Genomic DNA, 18,339 nt, shown 5'->3' on the forward strand with positions numbered 1-18,339 from the left:
CAACTCCCGCGGATCACGACGCCCCGACGACGACAAACAATGCACACACGACAAATTGCACGCATACGTCAACTCCCACGTCAAACAAATCGGAGCATCGAGCCCCAACTCGAACTGATCGACGAGACGGCCTACGCGCGGGGTGGGTTCGAGCACTGTTGTCATGGTGACGTCCTCTCAGGAAGTGGGGCGGAGTCGCGAACGAGCATGTGCGAATCGACGAGTGTCGACAACGCACGGACGTAGGTCGCCCGTGCGTTCGGCGCGATTCCGAGACTGTCGAATGCGGTTGCCGCATCGGCAGATCGGTCCAGCGACTGCACCAGTTCGACGATCGTTCGGTCTTTCAGGAACGACAATTTGCGGGTGCCGAAGTGGTAGAGCAGAGCACCGAACGATTCGGATCGAAGCGCTACCTGTGGATGCAGCCGCCAGCGACCCTCCAACTCGAATTCGATGCAGTCGGTGGACATGGTCAGTAGACCCCGCACATGCCGTCGATGGATACTTCCTCCACGAGCGTCTCTTCGACGAGATCCGCGTCGGTCACTGTCTCGTTGCGATCGGACATGATTGCCTCCGGTGTTGTGGGCGATACCTATGTGTCGTAACGGTATTGACGGCCGTGGGTCGTGGGAAGGCACGTGCGCCGATCCCGTCCGATGCTCAGCCCAAGACCGACCGATCGGGTAGGTAGCACGAGCACGATCTCCACCCGTTCGGCCGGATCGACAACACGCACATGCGATTAGCGTGTGATCGAAGCAGTAGTTCCGATCCGAAGGGCGCGTCGATGTCGGTCGCCATGCAGGCAGTAGATAGCGAGCTCGAGCCGGTCTCGGCATCCATCGATCCCATGTCCGAATGCCACGACGGCGAGTGGAACGTCGACGGCATACGAGTGCTGCGAGTCGCCGATTTCCTGCACATCTCGCTACTCGACCCCGCGACCGTGGAAACACCGCACTTTCGCGCGCACCGAAATCACGCCGGTCTCACCGTGCTGCACCGCTTCGCCTCGCACGACATCGCCGACGAGATCGCCGCGACCGTTGCCGACGAACTCGACGCGTCGGGAGTCCTGCACGGCGCGCACGAATTCGAGTCGGTCATGACCGGCATCGTCAGATCGGCGACGGCCGGCGCACTACCTGCGTGGAAGGCGTTCTACGAGAATTCGATTCGTTGCCTGGAGGACGGCAGTGCGTTGTTCGCACCGGTGCACCGTCACGCGGCGTCGCTGCTCATCGGTGACAGCGTGCTGGACCTGGGGTCATGCTTCGGGTTCTTCCCTCTTCGCCTGGCTGCGCTGGGGCACAACGTCATCGCGAGCGATCTGAGTGCGGCAGCAATGCGTTTGCTCGAAACCGTCTCGCCCACGATCGGTCGACCGATTCGGACCATGACGTGTGACGCTACGGCTGTCAGCGCACCGTCTTCGAGCGTGGACACCGTGACGGCATTGCACTTGGTCGAACACCTGAACTCGACCGCCACGATCGCGGCGCTCGACGAGGCAATTCGGGTTGCGCGGTCGCGCGTGATCGTCGCGGTGCCGTTCGAAAAGTTCGCTCGCGAATGTTATGGACATGTCCAGGCGTTTCATCTCGATGCGTTGACCGACCTGGGTCACAGTGTCGCGCAACGACATTTGGGCATTCGGGCGAGTGTGCACGAATACCACGGCGGCTGGCTGGTTTTGGACCTGTAGCGACTGGGTGTCCAAGAACTTAGATGAGTCCGCGCTTGCTGGCCGCATATACTGCTTCGGCACGGCGCGACACCTCGAGCTTGCGTAAGATGTTGCTGACGTGGAACTTTGCGGTGGTTGCCGAAATGAACAGCCGCTCGCCGATCGAGCTGTTCGACATCCCCGCCGCCAACAACCGCAAGACCTCGAGTTCTCGATCGGTCAACCGCTCCCGCGGTGTGGAGCGTCCGTTCATCGAACGAACGACGGCAGCAGCGCTACGCGCGTCGAACGCGCTCTCACCCGCGGACACGGCCCGGATTGCACGCACCAGTTCCGTCGTATCCACGTCCTTGACCACGTATCCCCTCGCGCCGGCATGGACCGCGCGGACCACGAGCTCGTCGTCGAGAAACGTTGTGAGCACCAACAGCCCGATTCCATCGTGTGCCGCCGACAGTTTGGCGCACAACGACAAGCCTTCGTACTCGGACCCGGCAGACAGCTTCAAGTCCATCAGCACCACATCCGGATCGGCCTCCCGGACTACCGATTCCGCCTCCGACTCGGACGACGCCTCCCCCACCACCCGCAGATCGGGCTCGCGCTCGAGGACCGATCGCAGACCTTGCCGGAGTATCGCGTGATCGTCGACCAACACCATACGAATCATCTTGGTAGGCAACGGTTGCCGCTGGCCACCTCTGGCGCCGAGATCTGCCGTGCCGACCATCATCGTTTCCCTTCACTCTTTTTCGCGAGCGCCGCTGACCGCCCAGCCGCCGGATCCGACCACGGAATGGTCGCCATGATCCGCACACCGCCGATTCGCGAACGGCGGACTTCCAACTCGCCGTGGTGTTCGACCGCACGTGCCTTCATGTTCACCAAGCCGCGGTGGTGGCCGTCGACATCGCCGCCCTCCGCCATCTCGAGCATCAGGCGCAACTTTCCCGGATCCCCATTACCGTCGTCGGCCACGGACAGCGCAACGCCACCGGAGCGGTACGCAAGCCGAACGATGGCGCGGGTCGCGTTGCCGTGCATCGCGGTGTTGAACAACGCCTCGCCCGCGATACGAAGCAACGCGTGTTCTATGTCGCTGGCCAATTCCACCGGTGTGCCTTCCACGCGAAGAGAAACGCGAAGGTCGTCGGGCATGTGAACTGTGCACAACTCTTCGAGTAGCTCGGGCAGTGTCGACGGCCCCGAGTCGCTGGGGTGATTGAGCGCGTAGATCGCCGAGCGCAGCTGTTCCACCGCAGTACGCGTCAGGTGCTTTGCCAGCTCGAGGCGCTGTTGCCGTTCCGCACCGGGAATATCGTTGCGGCACACTTCTATCTGCATACCGGCCGACAGCACACATTGCGTCACACTGTCATGCAGTTCACGCGCAATGCGATGACGCTCGGAGTCCAGTACCTGATGGCGTTGCGCCACACCCAGTTCGCGCTGTGTTGCGAGCAGTTCCGCATTGCGGGCGGCGAGTTCCGTCGCATGTCTGCTTGCCTCCGCATACGCTTGCTCGGCCCGATCCAGCAGAACTTGCGATCGCTGAAACAACGCCGAATTCTGTAGGGCCACAGCCGTTTGGCTGGACAGAATGCGCATCACCGCCTCGTCCGTCGCATCCATCACGCGATGCGATGGTGTCCAGGCGGCAAACGCGCCGACCACACCACCGTCGAGTTCTATCGGAACGTGAGCGTGGTGACCGTCGATCACCGGCGTCGTGAACTGATCGAACTCACCGCGCAGAATGTCGTTGAGTCTGTTCAGTACCGCGGTCGGCAGGTTTGCTCCCGGTGTCTGCGCTGCGGCCCAACCCTCGAATGCGTATGCGCGACCGCGGGCGTCGAGGATCAGATGCCGAGGTTGCGCTTCGGGAAGCGCACCGTCCGCGAGAGCAATCAGCACCCAGTCCGCGCTCAGATGGGTGCGTGCCGCATCGGCAACAGCGCGCACCAACTGCTCGGGCCCGTCCACTGTCTGAACCAAGGCCCGCGATATCGCGTCCAGTGCATGAACCACGCGTTCGAGCCGCTGGGCTGCACCGCGGAATTCGGAATAGAACGAGCTCTTGCCGGAGCGAACACCGGTGAGGCGCTCCAGGTTCGGCGGTGCTGGTGCCGGTGCGCGCCGTCCGCCAGGACTGGGGCTCACAGTGCGGCCCGAAAGAGCGATTGCATCTGCGCCTCGGTGGCAGGGCGCGGGTTCGTCGTCATACAGGCATCGTGCAGCGCCAATTCGGCCAATCGCGGCACGTTGCTGTCGGCCACACCCAGTGCCCGCAAGCCGGCCGGCACCCCGACCTGACGCGCAAGGTTCTGCACCCGGTCGGCCAACGCAAGTGCCGCTTCCGCGGGTGGACCGGCGCTCTCCGGAAGGCCGAGGACCGCGGCGATAGTTGCGTACGGCCGCGGGTCGGTTTCGGCGTTGTAGCGGATGACGTGCGGAAGCAAGATTCCGTTGATCACGCCGTGCGGCAGGTCCAACATGCCACCCACCTGATGGCTCATCGCGTGTGCCGCACCGAGAATCGCATTCGTGAAGGCCAGCCCGGCTTCCAAACTCGCTTGCGCCATGACGGTGCGCGCCGACATGTCGCCGGGCTGATCCATGGTTCGCACCAGGTGGTGCGTGACCATCGAGACCGCCCGCAGGGCATGGTGATCCGTCAACTGATTGTGGCCGAGGGACACGAACGCTTCGATGCCATGAGTCAGCGCATCGAGTCCCGTTGCCGCATTGAGCCATTCCGGCATGGTGGTGAGCAACCGCGGATCGATCACGGTGATGTCCGGGACCAACGATCGCCCGATGATGGTGATCTTGGTGCCGCGAGCGGTGTCGGTGACGATGCAGAATTGCGAGACATCGGCGCCGGTTCCCGACGTCGACGGCACCACGACAAGCGGCGGAATCGGGTTGGGAGCCTGATCGACGCCCTCGTAGTCGAGAATGCTGCCGCCGTTGGCGGCCAGGATGGCTATCCCCTTCGCAGCGTCGATGACAGATCCGCCACCAACGGCGATCAAGACATCGCAGCCTTGCTCGCGGTAGTACTCGTGCCCCGCCTGCACCTCGTGATCCTTGGGATTCGGTGTGAGCGCATGCCAGGTCCGCGCGTGCACGCCCTGTTCGGCAAGGTGCGCGAGCAGTTCGTTCGGCCAGCCCGCGTCGATGAGGCCGGGGTCGGTGACCAGCAATGGCCGTAGGGCGCCGAGACGGACAGCTGCGTGCGCCGCCTCCACGACCGAGTCGATTCCGAACACGATCTCCGGCGCGTGGAATTTCAGCAGCCGGTGCGGGGCCCCGTCGACCAGCGGACGTTCCGGAATCAGCAAGGGCGTTCGCGCGGGCGTGGCGCTGTCGTCCAGCGCCGATTCGGACGTGTCGAGCGTCAGATCACTGTCCGCGGTCCGCTCCACTTTCGAGAACAACGTCTTCCGCCCTACCGACTCCATCGAGTGTGATCCAGGTTACAACCTGACCACGACGCTACGTCCCGACGAGACAGTGCGCCAACCTGCGGTAGGACGGGCAGGTACCTACCCGATCGGACAGGTAGCGCGACCTTCACGAGAGTGCGTCTGCGAGCTCCGCCGCCTTCGCTGCCAGCTGCTCGGCGTCGCGCGCGATCACCACGCGGTCGCACACCTCCGCGTACGCCGTCATCGCACAGGTCGCTTGTGTCCAGTATCTGCGCGGCTCGGGCGTGATCCAGGCCAACCGGTGTACCCGGCGTCGCAACGCCTCGAGTTGTTCCACCTTCGGCGGCAGCCCGCCGGACCTGGCATCGCCGACGATCAACACGGCCGTCCGCGAATCGAGTGCATCGGCTTGCGTTGTCAGCATCTCGTCGAGCATGTGGCCGTAATCGCTGCTGGCCTCCAGGTCGAGTTGCTCGCACGCGAGGACCGACCCGAGTGCGTTGTCCCCGCCACCGCGCAACAGCACCTCGGTGACTTCCGTCGGGGTGTCGACGAACGCCATCACCCGACACCGATCCGCTCGTCGGTGCATCGCCTGCGCAAGTCGCAAGGTAAATGCGGTCACCGGTCGCACGGACAGCGACACATCGGCCAGTATCAGCAGCCGAACCCGGTCCGGACGCGGAGTTTTGATGATCAATCGGAACGGGACGCCATCGGTCCGCAAGCTCGCTCGCGTCGTGCGACGCATGTCGAGAGTGCCGCGACCATTCTCCCGTGGGCGCGGCCTACGAGCACCGCGCATCCGCCGCAGCACCTCGTGACACGCGAGATCGACATCCGCGTGCAGATCGCTCTCGGTGCCGACGAGTTGCGGTTCCGGTGCCACTGCGGCCGCAGTGGCAGCCAACGCCTCCACGAAAGTCTCGACCGCCGCGGTCAGACGCGCCAGCTGGTCGGCTGTCAATGCTTCGTCGTCGCCGGTGTCGACATAGGTGCTGTTGGGGTCGTAGGCGTCCAGCCACGCCAGAATCGACGCCGGATCGTCCCAACTCAACGAACCGGCAACGATCGGAACCATGGAGTCGGACAGGTCGCCTACGGCTGTCGTACCCGCACGGTCCACCTCGAGGGTGTAGGTGACACCGCGCCGCCCGGAGTCGTTCTCGGCGGACACCGTGAGGTCGGCGTCGGATCCGGAGACGCTGATGTCGTCGTCGTCCTTGTGCGGATTGAAGCCCTTCGCCGCCTCCTCGGTATCGAAGAATTCGCCGACTTCGGCTGCGCGCTCGTTGTATTCGGCATAACGCCCGATCTCCTGGTCCTCGGAAATCGCCAAATCGTCGGGCAGCCCCTGCGAGGCGCGAGCCGACGATCCGACCCGGTCCTGCGACGGCGGTGCCGCTTCGCCGCGCCGCACGAACATCGCGTCGAAGGCGCGGTCGAATCCTGCCTGCTCGTGTGCGTACTTGGCGCACGTTGCCCGTAGCGCGGCTCGAAGCACGTCGTGATCGCGAGCGCCGAGCAGTCCGAGAACGCGCCGGACTTCGATCACCTCGGCCGGCGAGGCGGCCACACCCGTCGAGCGGAGCACGCCGCCGAACGACGCCGCGATCAGATCCAGGATCAACCCCGGGCGGTCCATGATCAGCGCTTCCCGATGCCACCGTGGTCGCGGCCGCCACGGCCGCGGAAGGCCGTTGTCGTTGTGTTCGCCGGTCGTGCCGCGACGGTGTCGCGCACGGCCTTCGGTGCTGCGCTGGATGCCGAAGGTGCATCGGACCGCCTACCGTCGAATCGATCGACGGCGATCTTGCGATCCGACGTGTACTTCAGCAGCACCGCCAGCAGAGTGCTACGGGTGTGCTCGGTCAAGCCGACCCCCCTGTGCTGCAACACCATTGCGCCGCGGGCGGCATCGATCACTTCGGATATCGACGGGCTCTTGCGCAGCGGAAGTTCGCGCAGTGTGCGAGCCAGCTCGACGACGTCGGCGGCGACCTCGGCGGACACCTCGGGTGCCCTCGCCGTGACGATCTCCCGTTCACGATCCGGGCTCGGAAAGTCGAGGTGAAAGTGCAGGCATCGACGTTTGAGCGCGGCGGACAGTTCGCGAGTGTCGTTGGAGGTCAGGATGACCCACGGCACCGACCGAGCTTCGAAGGTTCCGATCTCGGGGATGGTGACCTGCTTCTCGGCGAGCACCTCCAACAGGAGGGCCTCCATGGATTCCTCGGTGCGGTCGACCTCGTCGATCAACAAGACGACCGGATCGTCGGACAGCACCGACTCGAGTAGTGGTCGCACCGAAAGGAACGACTCGGTGTACAGCCCGAAGTCGCGACCCGCGAGGTAGCGAGAGGCCTCATCGATATCGGTGATCTCTTCCGCGACCGCGGTGATCCGATCGCGCAACATCTGCACGTGCAGTAGCTGTTTGGCGTAGTCCCACTCGTAGAGCGCCCTGTTGTCGTCGAGCCCTTCGTAGCACTGCAGCCGAATCAGCCTGCGTCCGCTCGCCGCTGCGAGCGCCTTGGCCAGTTCCGTCTTGCCGACGCCTGCGGGACCTTCGAGCAGCAGCGGCCGCTCGAGCGCCGTAGCGAGGTGCACGACGGTGCTTAGGTCGTCGTCGGCGATGTATTCGACAGCACGCAACGCTTCTCGTAGATCCTGCGCCGACTCGAAGTTCGTCGTGTCGTCGCAATCGGTCTCGCCGCGGTCGGTCTCGTCGTACTCACTCGCCGACATTGCCATGGACATGGTTTCCTCCATCGAGCGTGGTGACCGGTGAACGGCCGAGGCGGCGGGCACCCTCATGCCCGCCGCCGCGACCGAAGTCGACAGTCCGTCAGTAGGTCTCGTTGATCGAGTGTCCAACAACGGGAATCATCGACTCGACGGTGACTTCGCGGGGGTTACCCGGAGTGCACCAGTCGTCTTGAATGTGCTCGGAGATCGCGCGCACAGTCTTTTCGTCGCCCTTGATCACGTCGCCGCGGCCCTCGTACTTGGCGGTGTTCATCCGGTTCTTCGCATAAGAGTCCGTGCGGACCTGTCCGAAGTTGTCCGGAATACCGACGTCGTTGGACAACCGAATCGCCGCCTCCACAGCGGCATCCGCTGCCTGCACCGTCGTCATGTTCTTCGTGTCGACGCCCAGCGCGGTCGCGATCTGCGCGTAACGCTCGTAGCGCGATGGCAGGTTGTACTCCCAGACCCTGGGCAACGCGATGGCGTTGTTCAAACCATGGTGGCTGTCGAAGAAGGCGCTCACCGCGTGCGAGATCGAGTGAACGATTCCCAATCCGCCGGAGTTGAACGCTTGTCCCGCAATGTATTGCGCGTTCATCATGCCCTCGCGCGCTTTCAGATTGCGTGGCTCGTAGACAGCCTCACGTAGATTCTTCGCAACCAGTTCGATGGAGTACAGCGCGTTGCCGAGCGACGGAGCGAAATCGAGGCGAGACACGAACGGCTCACTGCCGTGCGCCAACACATCGAAGCCGCAGAACGCGGTGAAATGCTGGGGGCACGTGTAATACAGCAGCGGGTCGTCGATCGCGACGGTGACGATGGTCGCTTCGTCGAAGCCGACCCACTTGTGCGGATGCTCCATGTCTGACGTATCGGTGATCACGTACGCCCAGGACGTTTCCGAACCCGTTCCGGCCGTGGTGGATACGGCGATGTGCGGAGGATTCTCCTTGTTCGTCGACTTCGAGAAGCCTTCGAACTCGTTGATGTTGCGACCATCGTGAGCGATGACGACGCGCGCGCCCTTGGCGGCATCGTGGCTGGAGCCACCGCCGACCGAGATGACGCTGTCGCACTTTTCTTTCTGGTAGAGGGCGGCCGCCTCCATCACGTTGTAGTCCTTGGGGTTGGACTCCACCTTGTCGTAGAGCACCACCTCGACGCCCTGATACTCGATCTTGCCGATCAGGTCTTCGATGATGCCGGATCCACGCAGTCCGGTGGTCACCAACAGGGAACGCTTGAAGCCGAGATTCTTCGCCTCGACACCGATGATGTCGTGGGCGCCCACACCGAGGAGTGCGCGCGGGAACGGGTGGAACTCCTTGATGGGAAAGTCCCAGATCTGGTTGAGCTCGATGGCCATTGGAGTGCTCCTTGGGCGGTCTGTGGGGACTCGGCGCCGTCCTGCGTTGTGCAATGACCGAGCGCCGCTGAGACCACAGTCGGCCGGTGTGCCTGCCGTCACAAGGAGTTCGAACCATTACCGTCCGGCCGCCGGAGCAGAACTGGCCGATCAGCCAGGGCGCACGGTCACGCGTCCCCGCCGGTTCGAGAGGTGGTCGGCTACTGCTCGGCCACGCACGCGTTGGCGCCGTTGACCACACCGTCGCGGAAAGCCTCCACGCGGGTGAAGCCCGAGCCTTGTCGCGCTGCGTCGTCCGCACCCCGGAAAATCAGCAGTGCGCTGATGGCCTCGTCGAGATCACCTGGCGATATCTGAAAGGAGCTCGTCTTGGACCGGTTACCGAGCAACACGCTCGCTGTCCATCCGCCTGCGAAGCAATCGGCCCGCAGCGAGCTGATCTTGGGGTCGGAGGTGTCGCCGAGACGACTGAGACCCGCCAGACCGTACTGGGTGGCAATCAGCGCCGCGACGGCGAAGTCGCCGCCCTTACGATAGAAGTCGGGCATCGCATCGACGTTGTCCCAGCCGATGTAATCCTCAGGTACGCAATAGAACAACACGTAGTCGTCGGTCGGCGAGCCGCCGCATTTGGGTGCTCGCTTGGGATCGAAGGGCTCGATTGCCTTGACCGGTGTCCACGGCTTGCCCGTCAATTCCGGGAACAGCTTGGACCAGTAGTCCTCCAGGTCATACGGCACACCGTTGACGATCTGTGCGTACGGGGCGTCACCGCCGCGCTTCTCGTCGGCCGCGTTGCCGAACGGCACTTCGACCACCGGCGGCGTGCCGTCCTTGTAGCCGGTGCAACTCTTAGCACCGTTGTCGAACCCGTCCTGGAACGACCCGACGCGATCGAATCCACTGCCGTGCGCGGACGGGTCGGACGCCTGCGTCCCCGGTTCGTCACGGAGGAACAGGAATCCGGCAAGAGCGTTGTCGAGATCGTTCGGGCTCGCCTTGAAGTCGCCACCGGACTGCGCGTGCGCCGCCCAAGCGCCCGCGAAGCAGTCCGCTTGAATTTCCCGCGTCACGGTCCGGCCTTCGAACTTGGCTCGCGCCTGGATCGCATGGCCCCACTCGTGCGCGAGCACGACGGGAATGACGAAGTCGCCGAAGCGTTGTCGTAGATCCGGCAGCAAGCCCTCGACATCCCACGCGACCACGTCTTTGCTCGGGCAGTAGAACGCATTGCCCGCGATCTCGTCCGCGGAGGCCGCGCATGGCGGAAGGTCACCCGACGACGGAGTCACTGCGAAGAAGCCGCCCGTCACCGGTTGGTAGGTGCCGCCGTACAACGTGGGAAACTCGTCCGCCCAGTACGACTGGAGGTCCGCGATCGCCGACGCAACGATCTTGTTGATCGGATTCGCCGCGTCACCTTCGATGTCGACGCCCTCGCCCCCGGCCGCGGCGAGGCCTTCCGTCGGCGCGCTGCCGCCCGACGGAGACGCGTCCTTCCCTGCGCAGCCACTCACGCTCACGACGGCCGCGATCACGAGAGCTGCCGCGCGCAGCGTCGACGCTCGCGTCGTCCCTACATAGCTCGTCCCGAGAGAGCTACGCCTCGTGTTCGTCGTCATGCGCGCAGACGGTAGCCACGTCGTGTTGGAGATCGGTTGGATCCGAAAGTCAACACGGTCCAATCCGAATCCAATGTTCGATCGCTACGCTCCGCACGAATTTACGTACCCGTGAGCGCCATGTCCGGCGACAACAGGAGGCCACGTCCCATGAAGTACTCGAAGATCGGAACTGCCACCGTCGCAGCAGCAGCGATGGCCGTCAGCCTCACCCTCGTCGGCTGCAGCAGCGATTCCAAGGACTCCGCATCCACCGCGACGTCGTCGGCTGCCGAGAAGTCCACGACGGCCAAGGCGACCGAATCGGCGTCCGGCGCACCGAAGAGCAAGTTGTCACCGCGTGAGGCGACCACAGAGACCGCGGGGGGCGCCAACTACTCGATCGCGGACTACATCAAGGACCAGAAGCTTGTCGAAACCCCCATCCACAGAGGCGATCCGGGTGCGCCGACGATCGATCTGCCCTTCCCCGACGGCTGGAAGGACGCAGGCTCGGACGCGCCGGATTGGGCGTACGGCGCGATCGTCTACACAGGCCCCGAAGCTGCCGAGTACACACCGAGCATCGTCGCCATCGTGTCCAAGCTCGAGGGCAATGTCGACCCACAGAAGCTGATCGACAACGCACCCGGTGAGCTGAAGAATTTGCCGGGCTTCACCGAGATGGGCGCGGGCTCGGTCACGACGTTGGGTAACTTCCCCGCCTACCAGCTCGGTGGCACGTTCGATTCCGAGGGTCAGCGAAAGGTGGTGGCGCAGAAGACCGTGGTGATTCCGGGCAAGGACGGCCTATACATTCTGCAGCTCAACGCGGACGGTCTGGAGGATCAGCTCGACGTCATCGGCGGGGCAACGGTCGATATCGACGACAAGACCACCATCACGCCCTGACCACGAGTCAGCTAGCGGCCCCGGCCCGACGACTTTCCGCGCGCAGGCATCGTCTGCGCGCGGAAAGTTGTTTCTCCCATACTCTTTCGCCTTGCGCGGTAGCCATGAGTTCGGCGCGGTGCAGGGTCGTCCTGGCACTGTCGACCGCCCCGTGCGCCGCCTCCACATCGGAGAGCAGAGCCAGATACAACGGCGTCCAGATTCTGGTTCCCCCCGCTGAATGCACTTCCAGTGACCGCCGTATCGCGGCCGCTGTATCGACCCCGTTCGGCCCCATCGCCCGGGCCCAGTCCCCCACGATCGACACCGATGCGGCAATCTGGTCCATACCCATACCCGCGAGTTCGGCGCAGATGCCGTCGGCGCGCTCGACAGTTCCCTCGACGGTGCCGGTCATCGCGTCGAGTTGGACGAGCGCGGTTCGGACCACTGCGGCACCGAAGCTGTCGCCTCGACCGACAGCAACGTCGATCCCGTTGTGCGCGAACGCCCTACCGCGATCAACGTCACCGCTCATCGCATACGCCCAGGCAGCAATCCCGTGGGCGCGCACATCGAACGTCAGCAGCGAATCCGTGCCTGGGTCGGGCGTGGGGACATCGCTGAACAACCGGTCGACCGATTCCAAGGCAGCGCCGAGATCGCCGTTCATGAATCGTGCAAGAGCCCGGATGTAGTATCCACCCGCACCGGCGGTCGGATCTCCGGACGACTCGAATTGCGCGATCAGGCCGGTGGCCAACGCGGCCGCCTCCCGGTACTGACCGGCGCCGACCATCATGAGGCAACGCAACGTCACCGCCGACGAGAATTGGCCGGACGTCGTATTCGCGGTACCGACGTCGAACGCCCGCTGCAACGCGGTCACCACCTCCGGGTCGTTCTGTCCGCGCACCACGGCAAGGACAGATGCGAGCTGCAACCACAGCTGGGTTTCTCGCTCGGCACGTTTCGGGCCCACCGGCAGGCGCGCGGCGATCTCGAGTGCCTTCGTGTCGAGATCGGCGATATCGCCGTAGGCCGAACGCGCCGTCGAGACCGCCAGCGCCCGATCGAACAACAGCAGCGCTGATTCCGGGTCCAATCGGTCACCGGCCCGCCAGCCGTGCACTGCCGCCGCGATCGCGTATTCCGCACTGCCACTTGCGACATTGCGAAGGCACGCGCGCGCCATGTCCGCGTGCACGGCGGTACGCGCCGGTCCGGTGATGAGCGCGGCGATGGCATCGCGAACCACGCTGTGGCTGAAGGAGAAGCGATTCGGTCTATTGCTCACCTCGGTCACCAGCCCCGCGCGCACGGCGGGTTCCAACCGAGTGAGCGCCAGCGCCGAATCGACGCCCAACACCTGCGCCAGAATGGTCGATCCGAATTCGGCGCCGATTATCGCGGCGACACTGAGCGCGGCACGAGTCGGTTTCGGCAGGCCTGCCATCCGCCGCCGAATCACGCCGGCAACGGCATCCGGAACTTCGTCGACGGCGATCTCACGGGTGTCGGAATCGAGATGTTCGTCGCTTCGCAGCAACCTGACCAATTCACGTACGTAGAAGGGGTTTCCACCGGTTCGGTGTCGAATTCTCGACACGAATTCGGGAGTCGGTGCGACGCCGGCCACGTGCTCGATCAGTTCGGCTACCGCAAGATGGTCGAGTCCGCGAATCTTGATCATCGTGATGTCGGACCGGCTGAGCAGCCGATCGAAGGCCTTCGGCCGGGCGGGCCGATCGGTACCGCCGTCGGGCCACGTCACGATGACGACCAGCGGCAATTGATGAATCCAGCCCGACAGCAGGGCGAGCACGTCGTGTGTCGCCTTGTCCGCGAGGTGCAGATCGTCGAGAACGATCAGCGAAGGGCGGGCGACGGCCAGCTCGCGTACCGCCAACGCCGTTCCCTCGATCAGCTCGAAGTTGGGCTCCGGCGTACCGCTCGCGTCTGTCGGCGGCGAATGCCATTCCGGGACCAGCGTCGAGATCACGCCCGGCGCAGCATCGTTCACGCGTGCGAGGCGGTCGGCTCCGATGCTGTCTCCGAGCCGACGCAGCACCTGTGTCCACGCCCACAACACCGGTTTGCGGACACTGTCGGTATGGCTCGACCATGCCGTCGCCAGACCGAGTCGGTCGGCCTCTGCCGTGATCGCCGCGGCTACTGCAGATTTGCCGGCACCGCTGTCGCCTGTCAGCACGACCGTCTGCCCCTGTCCTGCAAGCGCATTCGCGAGTATCGGTGCGACCTGCTCCACCTCGCCCGAACGCCCGAAGATGGCGAACGCATCCTCGCGCGCCGGCGGTACCACCAGCGTCGGGCGCGGCGGGACCCAATCGAGTTCGAGTGCTTGCACGCGGACGTCGTCGGCCAGTTGGCGCAGGGCATCGCCGGGCGGAACGCCCAATTCGTCATCGAGCAGTCGCTCGGCGCGGTCGTATGCGACGAGGGCATCCGCACGCCGACCGGAGCGGTAGAGCGCAAGCATCAATTGCGCCCACAAACGTTCACGCAGCGGGGTTCCGCGAATCTCGGCCTCGATGTCCGAGACCAAGTCCGTTGTCCGGCCCAGTAGCAGACACGCCTCGAACTTGGTTTCCACCACATCGCACCTGATCGACTCGAGGCGCTGAGCTTCGGTGAACGCAAAGTCCTGGCTGCGGAAGTCTGCCAACGGTGTGCCTCGCCACAAGTCCAGGGCGGCGTTCGCCGCTTGTTCGGCGGCAACCGCGTTGCTCGCCGCGAGCGCGTCGCGACCGGTTCGCGCCAAGGCTTCGAATTCTTCGATATCGATACGATCGGATCCGAGATCGAGGCGATACCCGTACGAATGGGTGACCAGCCGATGCGCGCCCGGTTTGGCCCGGTCGAGTATTCGCCGCAAGTTGGCGATGTAGGCGCGCAACGACGACATCGCCTTAGCGGGCGGGTTACCGTCCCACACGGCGTCGATGACGCGGTCGAATTCGACCACCATGTTGGCGTTCAGCAACAGCACCGCAAGGACAGCGCGCTGTTTCGCACCGCCCAGCGTCAGAGACCCACCGTCGCTCCACACCTCCATGGCGCCGAGCAGTCTGTAATCCAATGCGCGTTCCATTCGTGAGGTTGCGCTCCCACCTGCGCGTTTGCTCTACCGACTCGTTCGCTCGCGGAATCATAAACCGATCCGCGAATACCCGCTTTGCGCTTCCAATCCGATTCCAACACCTTCTCGTTACTGTTCGATCTCCCCCGCAGCCGAGGAGCGCCGATGAGCCAGCCCCCGAATTCCCCGAACTTTCCGAACCAGCCACCTGCCGGTCAGCCGTTTCCGCCGCAGCAGTTCCCCCAGCAGGGCCAATATCCCCAGCAGGGCTTCCCACCGCAGGGGCCTCCGCCCAAGAAGTCCAGGAAGAAGTTGTGGATCGCTCTCGGAATTGCGGCCGTGGTGCTGATCGGCATCGTTGCCGCAATCGGGGCGCTTGCCGTGAAGGGCGCCGCTGACGAGATCGCGGTCGGCGACTGCGTGTTCTTCAAGAGCTTGTCGGCAACGCCTGCCGACAGCAGCCACGAGGTGCGCGAGTGTTCCGATCCGACGGCGACGTACGAGGTGGCGACGGAGGCCGACGGAACGGCAACGTGCGACTCCAACGATCTGACGTATTCGCTCGTCCAGAAGTCCGACACGTCGAAGGTCGAGAAGACGCTGTGCATGGTGCCCAACCTGCGCGAGGGGAAGTGCTACACACACGGCGACGACGGCCGTTTCGTGGAGAGTGAGTGCTCCGGCAAGGATGTCGCTCAGATCGTGAAGCGCGTCGACGGCAAGGCCGATGAATCGCTGTGTGACGAATACCCGCCGGACTCGGCAATCGTCTATCAGAAGCCGGCCCGGACCTACTGCGCGGTGACCGAAGCGTGACGATGCGGTCGTGACCGTTATCCCGCCGGTCTTTCGTGGGGCCCGAGTATTGCGATACTTGTCCGATGCGACCCGGTCTGCACCTGCACAGCGCGCTGGTCGGTCGCGACCGCGAGCTCGCGCAGATACTGGCTGCGCCGGATTCGTACGGTGGAATCGCAATCAAGGGCCCCCCGGGCGTCGGGCGATCTCGACTGCTCGCGGATGCTGTCGAGCGGCTCGCTGATACTGGCCGAACCGTCTATCGAGTGATCACGACCGCCCCGGACGACGACACCGAACCGACCGCAGACCGCGCGGTGAGCCAGGTGCTCGACTCGATTCGTCCGGACACCCCTGTAGTGCTGGTGATCGACGACGCGCAATGGCTGTCGCGCTCCACCGTCGAGGTAATCGCGCATGCCGCGGCACGATCGGGGCTGTTCATCCTGCTCAGCATCGGTACCGGTAAGCGGCGAACACCGGTACTCGACGGGCTGTGGAAGGACCGGATACTCGACAGGCTGGACCTCGAGCCGCTGCCCGCGGCCGAGTCGGTCCGGCTGGTATCGGACTGGGTGGCAGCACCGGGCGAGAACGTCGACGGTGCGGCTGTGCACCGCCTCCTGCAGTTGTCCGCCGGCAATCTGGTCGTGCTGCGCGAACTCGTGGATACCGCCATCGGACGCAACGTCTTGATCCGGGACGGACAACTGTGGCGATTGAGCGCTGATGTGCCGCTGTCACCAGCGTTGATCGACATCGTCTGGTCCCATGTCGACGAAGTGATCTCGCTGTCCGACTACGCGCAGTCGGGCGACATTCGCAACGTGCTGGATATTGTGAGCCTGTCGGAATCGCTGTTGCTCACGGCCGCAACGACGCTCGTCGACTCGCGACTGCTGGAGGAGCTCGAGTCGACCGGCCTGCTGACGGTGACGACCAGAGACGGCGGCGAGCATGTCGAGTTCACCACTCCGCTCACGGGTCGGGTCATCGGCGCCGCGATCGGTCGACTCCGACGCCGACGGCTTGCCGGGCTGATTGCCGCGGCCTTGGACAAGGTTGCGTCGGAAGGCAATTCAGGACCGCGCGAACATGTCTTGTCGACACTCCTGCATGTCGACAGTGGTGGGCAGGTAGTAGCCGAACGCGTCGTCGAAGCAGCGCGGCTGTCGTGGCGCTATTACCCGCCGGAGGTCACCGAGCATCTCGCGTCTGCCGCAATCGACGCGGGCGGCGGCTTCGATGCGCAGTTGGTCATGGCAACTGCAGAAGGGCAACTCGGGCGTGTAGACGCAGCGCAGAGTCGGTTGCAGGCGCTGATGACGACAGCGGACAACGATGTCAGACGTGTTGCGGCAGTGGCTGCCTGCACCGACAACCTGGTCGTCATGATGGCCGACGGCGCAGGAGCTATGGCGTTGAGTCGTGAGACTGAACTCGCCGTGACGGATCCGGCGCTGCGCAGCCAACTGATCGCGCGCCGCGGCCTTGCCATGCACGCGATCGGTGATTCGGCAGGCGCGCTGGCCGTGCTGGAACCGCTGCTCGACCACTTGGAAGGCGAAACCCTCACCGCCGCATGCTTTGCCACGGCAGTAGGTGCGGCGATGATCGGCCATCTGGGCGTCGCGTTCGCCGCACTGGAGCGGGTGGACACGCTCGACGACGGCGGATCCGAGACCGATCCCCGCCGAACCGTTCTCGATCTCACGCGATGCCTCGTCCTGGGGTCCGCTGGGGCGTTTCCCGAGGCTCTGGTGCTTGCTCGCGAACGGTACGACAGCGCCGTCGAGCGATCCTCACAGCTGCATCAGGCATGGTTCGGTTGGGCACACGGCGGATTACTGCTGACTTGCGGTCGCGCGAACGAAGCGACACGTTGGCTCACCGAGGCGCACACGTTGGCCCGCGATCTCGGTCAAGGCTCGATGCGGCAGCTCGTGGCAGCGGATCTGATACGCGCCCTTGCGATTTCCGGACGCGCCGACGACGCCGAGAGGGTGCTACTGGGATCCGATTCCGCTGCCGCGGCGATGGGCGAACTGTTCGGCGCGGCAGCGGCCAGGCAGGTTGCGGTCGCTTGGTTGGCGGTTGCACGCGGCGACCTGGATGCCGCCGGTCGCGCCCTCCTGCTCGCAGCCGACACCTACCTCGGTAGTGGGCACAACATGCCTGCCTTGCATGCCTATGTCGACCTGGCGCGCCTCGGCTCGTTCCGCGAGTCCGTACCAGCCATCGAGAGGCTCGCCGCGGTGGTGGACGGTGGTTTCGCCGAACTCCAGATCGACATGGCTCGCGCGTTGGCAGGCGACGATCCCGAACGTTCCATCGCGGTCGCCGAGCGCTCCGAAGCCATCGGGTTGAACCTGCAGGCCGCTGAGATGCTCTCCAACGCCGCACGATTGCTCGAGGCGAGCGGTGACAAGACCGCGTCGGCTGCGACCAGGCGCAGAGCGTCTACACTCCTCCGGGCGTGCGATCATCCGCGGACTCCGTTGGTGCACAACGCGACCCTCGGCACACTGTCCGAACGCGAAAACGAAATCGCGACGATGGCCGCGCGTGGCACATCCAATCGAGACATCGCCGCGGCCCTCGTGATCTCCCCGCGCACAGTCGAAACACATCTCAACAAAGCGTTCGGCAAGCTCGGGATCGGTAGTCGTAGCGAATTGCCAGGAGCACTCGACCGGTTGGTATGA

At 64.5% G+C, this 18,339-nt stretch carries 14 protein-coding genes and 1 pseudogene; 4 read left to right on the forward strand and 11 right to left on the reverse strand.

The window, feature by feature from the left end:
• The 3 genes and pseudogenes from FOY51_RS21845 to mftA all read right to left on the reverse strand — a co-directional run.
• Positions 1-165: pseudogene (locus FOY51_RS21845) on the reverse strand (mycofactocin radical SAM maturase); the annotation flags it as partial.
• Entirely contained in the window at positions 162-473 is a 312-nt protein-coding gene (gene mftB, locus FOY51_RS21850) for a mycofactocin biosynthesis chaperone MftB (RefSeq protein WP_149432389.1), read from the reverse strand. The pseudogene FOY51_RS21845 and the gene mftB, both read right to left, overlap by 4 nt.
• 2 nt (positions 474-475) lie before the next feature.
• Positions 476-571, reverse strand: a complete 96-nt coding sequence (gene mftA, locus FOY51_RS21855) for a mycofactocin precursor MftA (RefSeq protein WP_149432390.1) — start codon at positions 569-571, stop codon at positions 476-478.
• Positions 572-805: 234 nt separating this feature from the next.
• Between mftA and mftM the strand changes: the two genes are divergently transcribed.
• Positions 806-1,711: a mycofactocin oligosaccharide methyltransferase MftM gene (mftM, locus tag FOY51_RS21860; protein WP_235916631.1), complete on the forward strand. Its 906-nt coding sequence runs from the start codon at positions 806-808 to the stop codon at positions 1,709-1,711.
• 19 nt (positions 1,712-1,730) lie between these two features.
• Here the strand turns inward: mftM and FOY51_RS21865 are convergent, their stop codons facing one another.
• From FOY51_RS21865 to FOY51_RS21895, 7 genes are all read right to left on the reverse strand, one after another.
• Positions 1,731-2,426, reverse strand: coding sequence for a MadR family response regulator transcription factor (locus FOY51_RS21865; protein WP_371830480.1), 696 nt, complete (start codon positions 2,424-2,426; stop codon positions 1,731-1,733).
• Complete coding sequence (locus FOY51_RS21870; RefSeq protein ID WP_149432392.1) at positions 2,423-3,853, reverse strand: MadS family sensor histidine kinase; 1,431 nt, start codon at positions 3,851-3,853, stop codon at positions 2,423-2,425. The genes FOY51_RS21865 and FOY51_RS21870 overlap by 4 nt, the downstream gene beginning before the upstream one ends.
• On the reverse strand, positions 3,850-5,157 hold the full coding sequence (locus tag FOY51_RS21875; RefSeq protein WP_149432393.1) for an iron-containing alcohol dehydrogenase: 1,308 nt from the start codon (positions 5,155-5,157) through the stop codon (positions 3,850-3,852). Before FOY51_RS21875 ends, FOY51_RS21870 begins: the two co-directional genes overlap by 4 nt.
• A 112-nt stretch (positions 5,158-5,269) precedes the next feature.
• Entirely contained in the window at positions 5,270-6,769 is a 1,500-nt protein-coding gene (madC, locus tag FOY51_RS21880) for a MadC family VWA domain-containing protein (protein WP_149432394.1), read from the reverse strand.
• Between the two features lie 2 nt (positions 6,770-6,771).
• Complete coding sequence (locus tag FOY51_RS21885; protein WP_149432480.1) at positions 6,772-7,872, reverse strand: MadB family AAA-type ATPase; 1,101 nt, start codon at positions 7,870-7,872, stop codon at positions 6,772-6,774.
• Positions 7,873-7,972: 100 nt separating this feature from the next.
• Positions 7,973-9,244, reverse strand: a complete 1,272-nt coding sequence (mdo, locus tag FOY51_RS21890) for an NDMA-dependent methanol dehydrogenase (protein WP_149432395.1) — start codon at positions 9,242-9,244, stop codon at positions 7,973-7,975.
• Between the two features lie 200 nt (positions 9,245-9,444).
• Positions 9,445-10,866 carry a neutral zinc metallopeptidase gene (locus tag FOY51_RS21895; protein ID WP_149432396.1) on the reverse strand — a complete coding sequence of 474 codons (1,422 nt, stop codon included), beginning with the start codon at positions 10,864-10,866 and terminating at the stop codon, positions 9,445-9,447.
• Positions 10,867-11,016: 150 nt separating this feature from the next.
• On the opposite strand from FOY51_RS21895, the gene lpqN reads away from it, so the two are divergent.
• Positions 11,017-11,757: an envelope biogenesis lipoprotein LpqN gene (gene lpqN, locus FOY51_RS21900; RefSeq protein WP_149432397.1), complete on the forward strand. Its 741-nt coding sequence runs from the start codon at positions 11,017-11,019 to the stop codon at positions 11,755-11,757.
• A 7-nt stretch (positions 11,758-11,764) separates the two neighbouring features.
• On the opposite strand, the gene FOY51_RS21905 is transcribed toward lpqN, so the two are convergent.
• Positions 11,765-14,836 (reverse strand): ATP-binding protein, encoded by a 3,072-nt coding sequence (locus FOY51_RS21905; RefSeq protein ID WP_187776424.1) that lies wholly within the window; start codon positions 14,834-14,836, stop codon positions 11,765-11,767.
• Between the two features lie 165 nt (positions 14,837-15,001).
• Between FOY51_RS21905 and FOY51_RS21910 the strand changes: the two genes are divergently transcribed.
• Complete coding sequence (locus tag FOY51_RS21910) at positions 15,002-15,652, forward strand: LppU/SCO3897 family protein (RefSeq protein WP_149432399.1); 651 nt, start codon at positions 15,002-15,004, stop codon at positions 15,650-15,652.
• Positions 15,653-15,717: 65 nt separating this feature from the next.
• On the forward strand, positions 15,718-18,339 hold the full coding sequence (locus FOY51_RS21915; protein ID WP_149432400.1) for a helix-turn-helix transcriptional regulator: 2,622 nt from the start codon (positions 15,718-15,720) through the stop codon (positions 18,337-18,339).

This window comes from Antrihabitans cavernicola, from assembly GCF_008297975.1.
Lineage (GTDB): Bacteria > Actinomycetota > Actinomycetes > Mycobacteriales > Mycobacteriaceae > Antrihabitans > Antrihabitans cavernicola.

Excerpts from the sequence above, each read along its gene's own strand:
- mftB (WP_149432389.1), bottom strand. The coding sequence starts at position 473 with ATGTCCACCGACTGCATCGAATTCGAGTTGGAGGGTCGCTGGCGGCTG.
- mftA (WP_149432390.1), bottom strand. The coding sequence starts at position 571 with ATGTCCGATCGCAACGAGACAGTGACCGACGCGGATCTCGTCGAAGAG.
- mftM (WP_235916631.1), top strand. The coding sequence starts at position 806 with ATGCAGGCAGTAGATAGCGAGCTCGAGCCGGTCTCGGCATCCATCGAT.
- FOY51_RS21865 (WP_371830480.1), bottom strand. The coding sequence starts at position 2,426 with ATGATGGTCGGCACGGCAGATCTCGGCGCCAGAGGTGGCCAGCGGCAA.
- FOY51_RS21875 (WP_149432393.1), bottom strand. The coding sequence starts at position 5,157 with ATGGAGTCGGTAGGGCGGAAGACGTTGTTCTCGAAAGTGGAGCGGACC.
- madC (WP_149432394.1), bottom strand. The coding sequence starts at position 6,769 with ATGGACCGCCCGGGGTTGATCCTGGATCTGATCGCGGCGTCGTTCGGC.
- FOY51_RS21885 (WP_149432480.1), bottom strand. The coding sequence starts at position 7,872 with ATGTCGGCGAGTGAGTACGACGAGACCGACCGCGGCGAGACCGATTGC.
- mdo (WP_149432395.1), bottom strand. The coding sequence starts at position 9,244 with ATGGCCATCGAGCTCAACCAGATCTGGGACTTTCCCATCAAGGAGTTC.
- FOY51_RS21895 (WP_149432396.1), bottom strand. The coding sequence starts at position 10,866 with ATGACGACGAACACGAGGCGTAGCTCTCTCGGGACGAGCTATGTAGGG.
- lpqN (WP_149432397.1), top strand. The coding sequence starts at position 11,017 with ATGAAGTACTCGAAGATCGGAACTGCCACCGTCGCAGCAGCAGCGATG.
- FOY51_RS21910 (WP_149432399.1), top strand. The coding sequence starts at position 15,002 with ATGAGCCAGCCCCCGAATTCCCCGAACTTTCCGAACCAGCCACCTGCC.
- FOY51_RS21915 (WP_149432400.1), top strand. The coding sequence starts at position 15,718 with ATGCGACCCGGTCTGCACCTGCACAGCGCGCTGGTCGGTCGCGACCGC.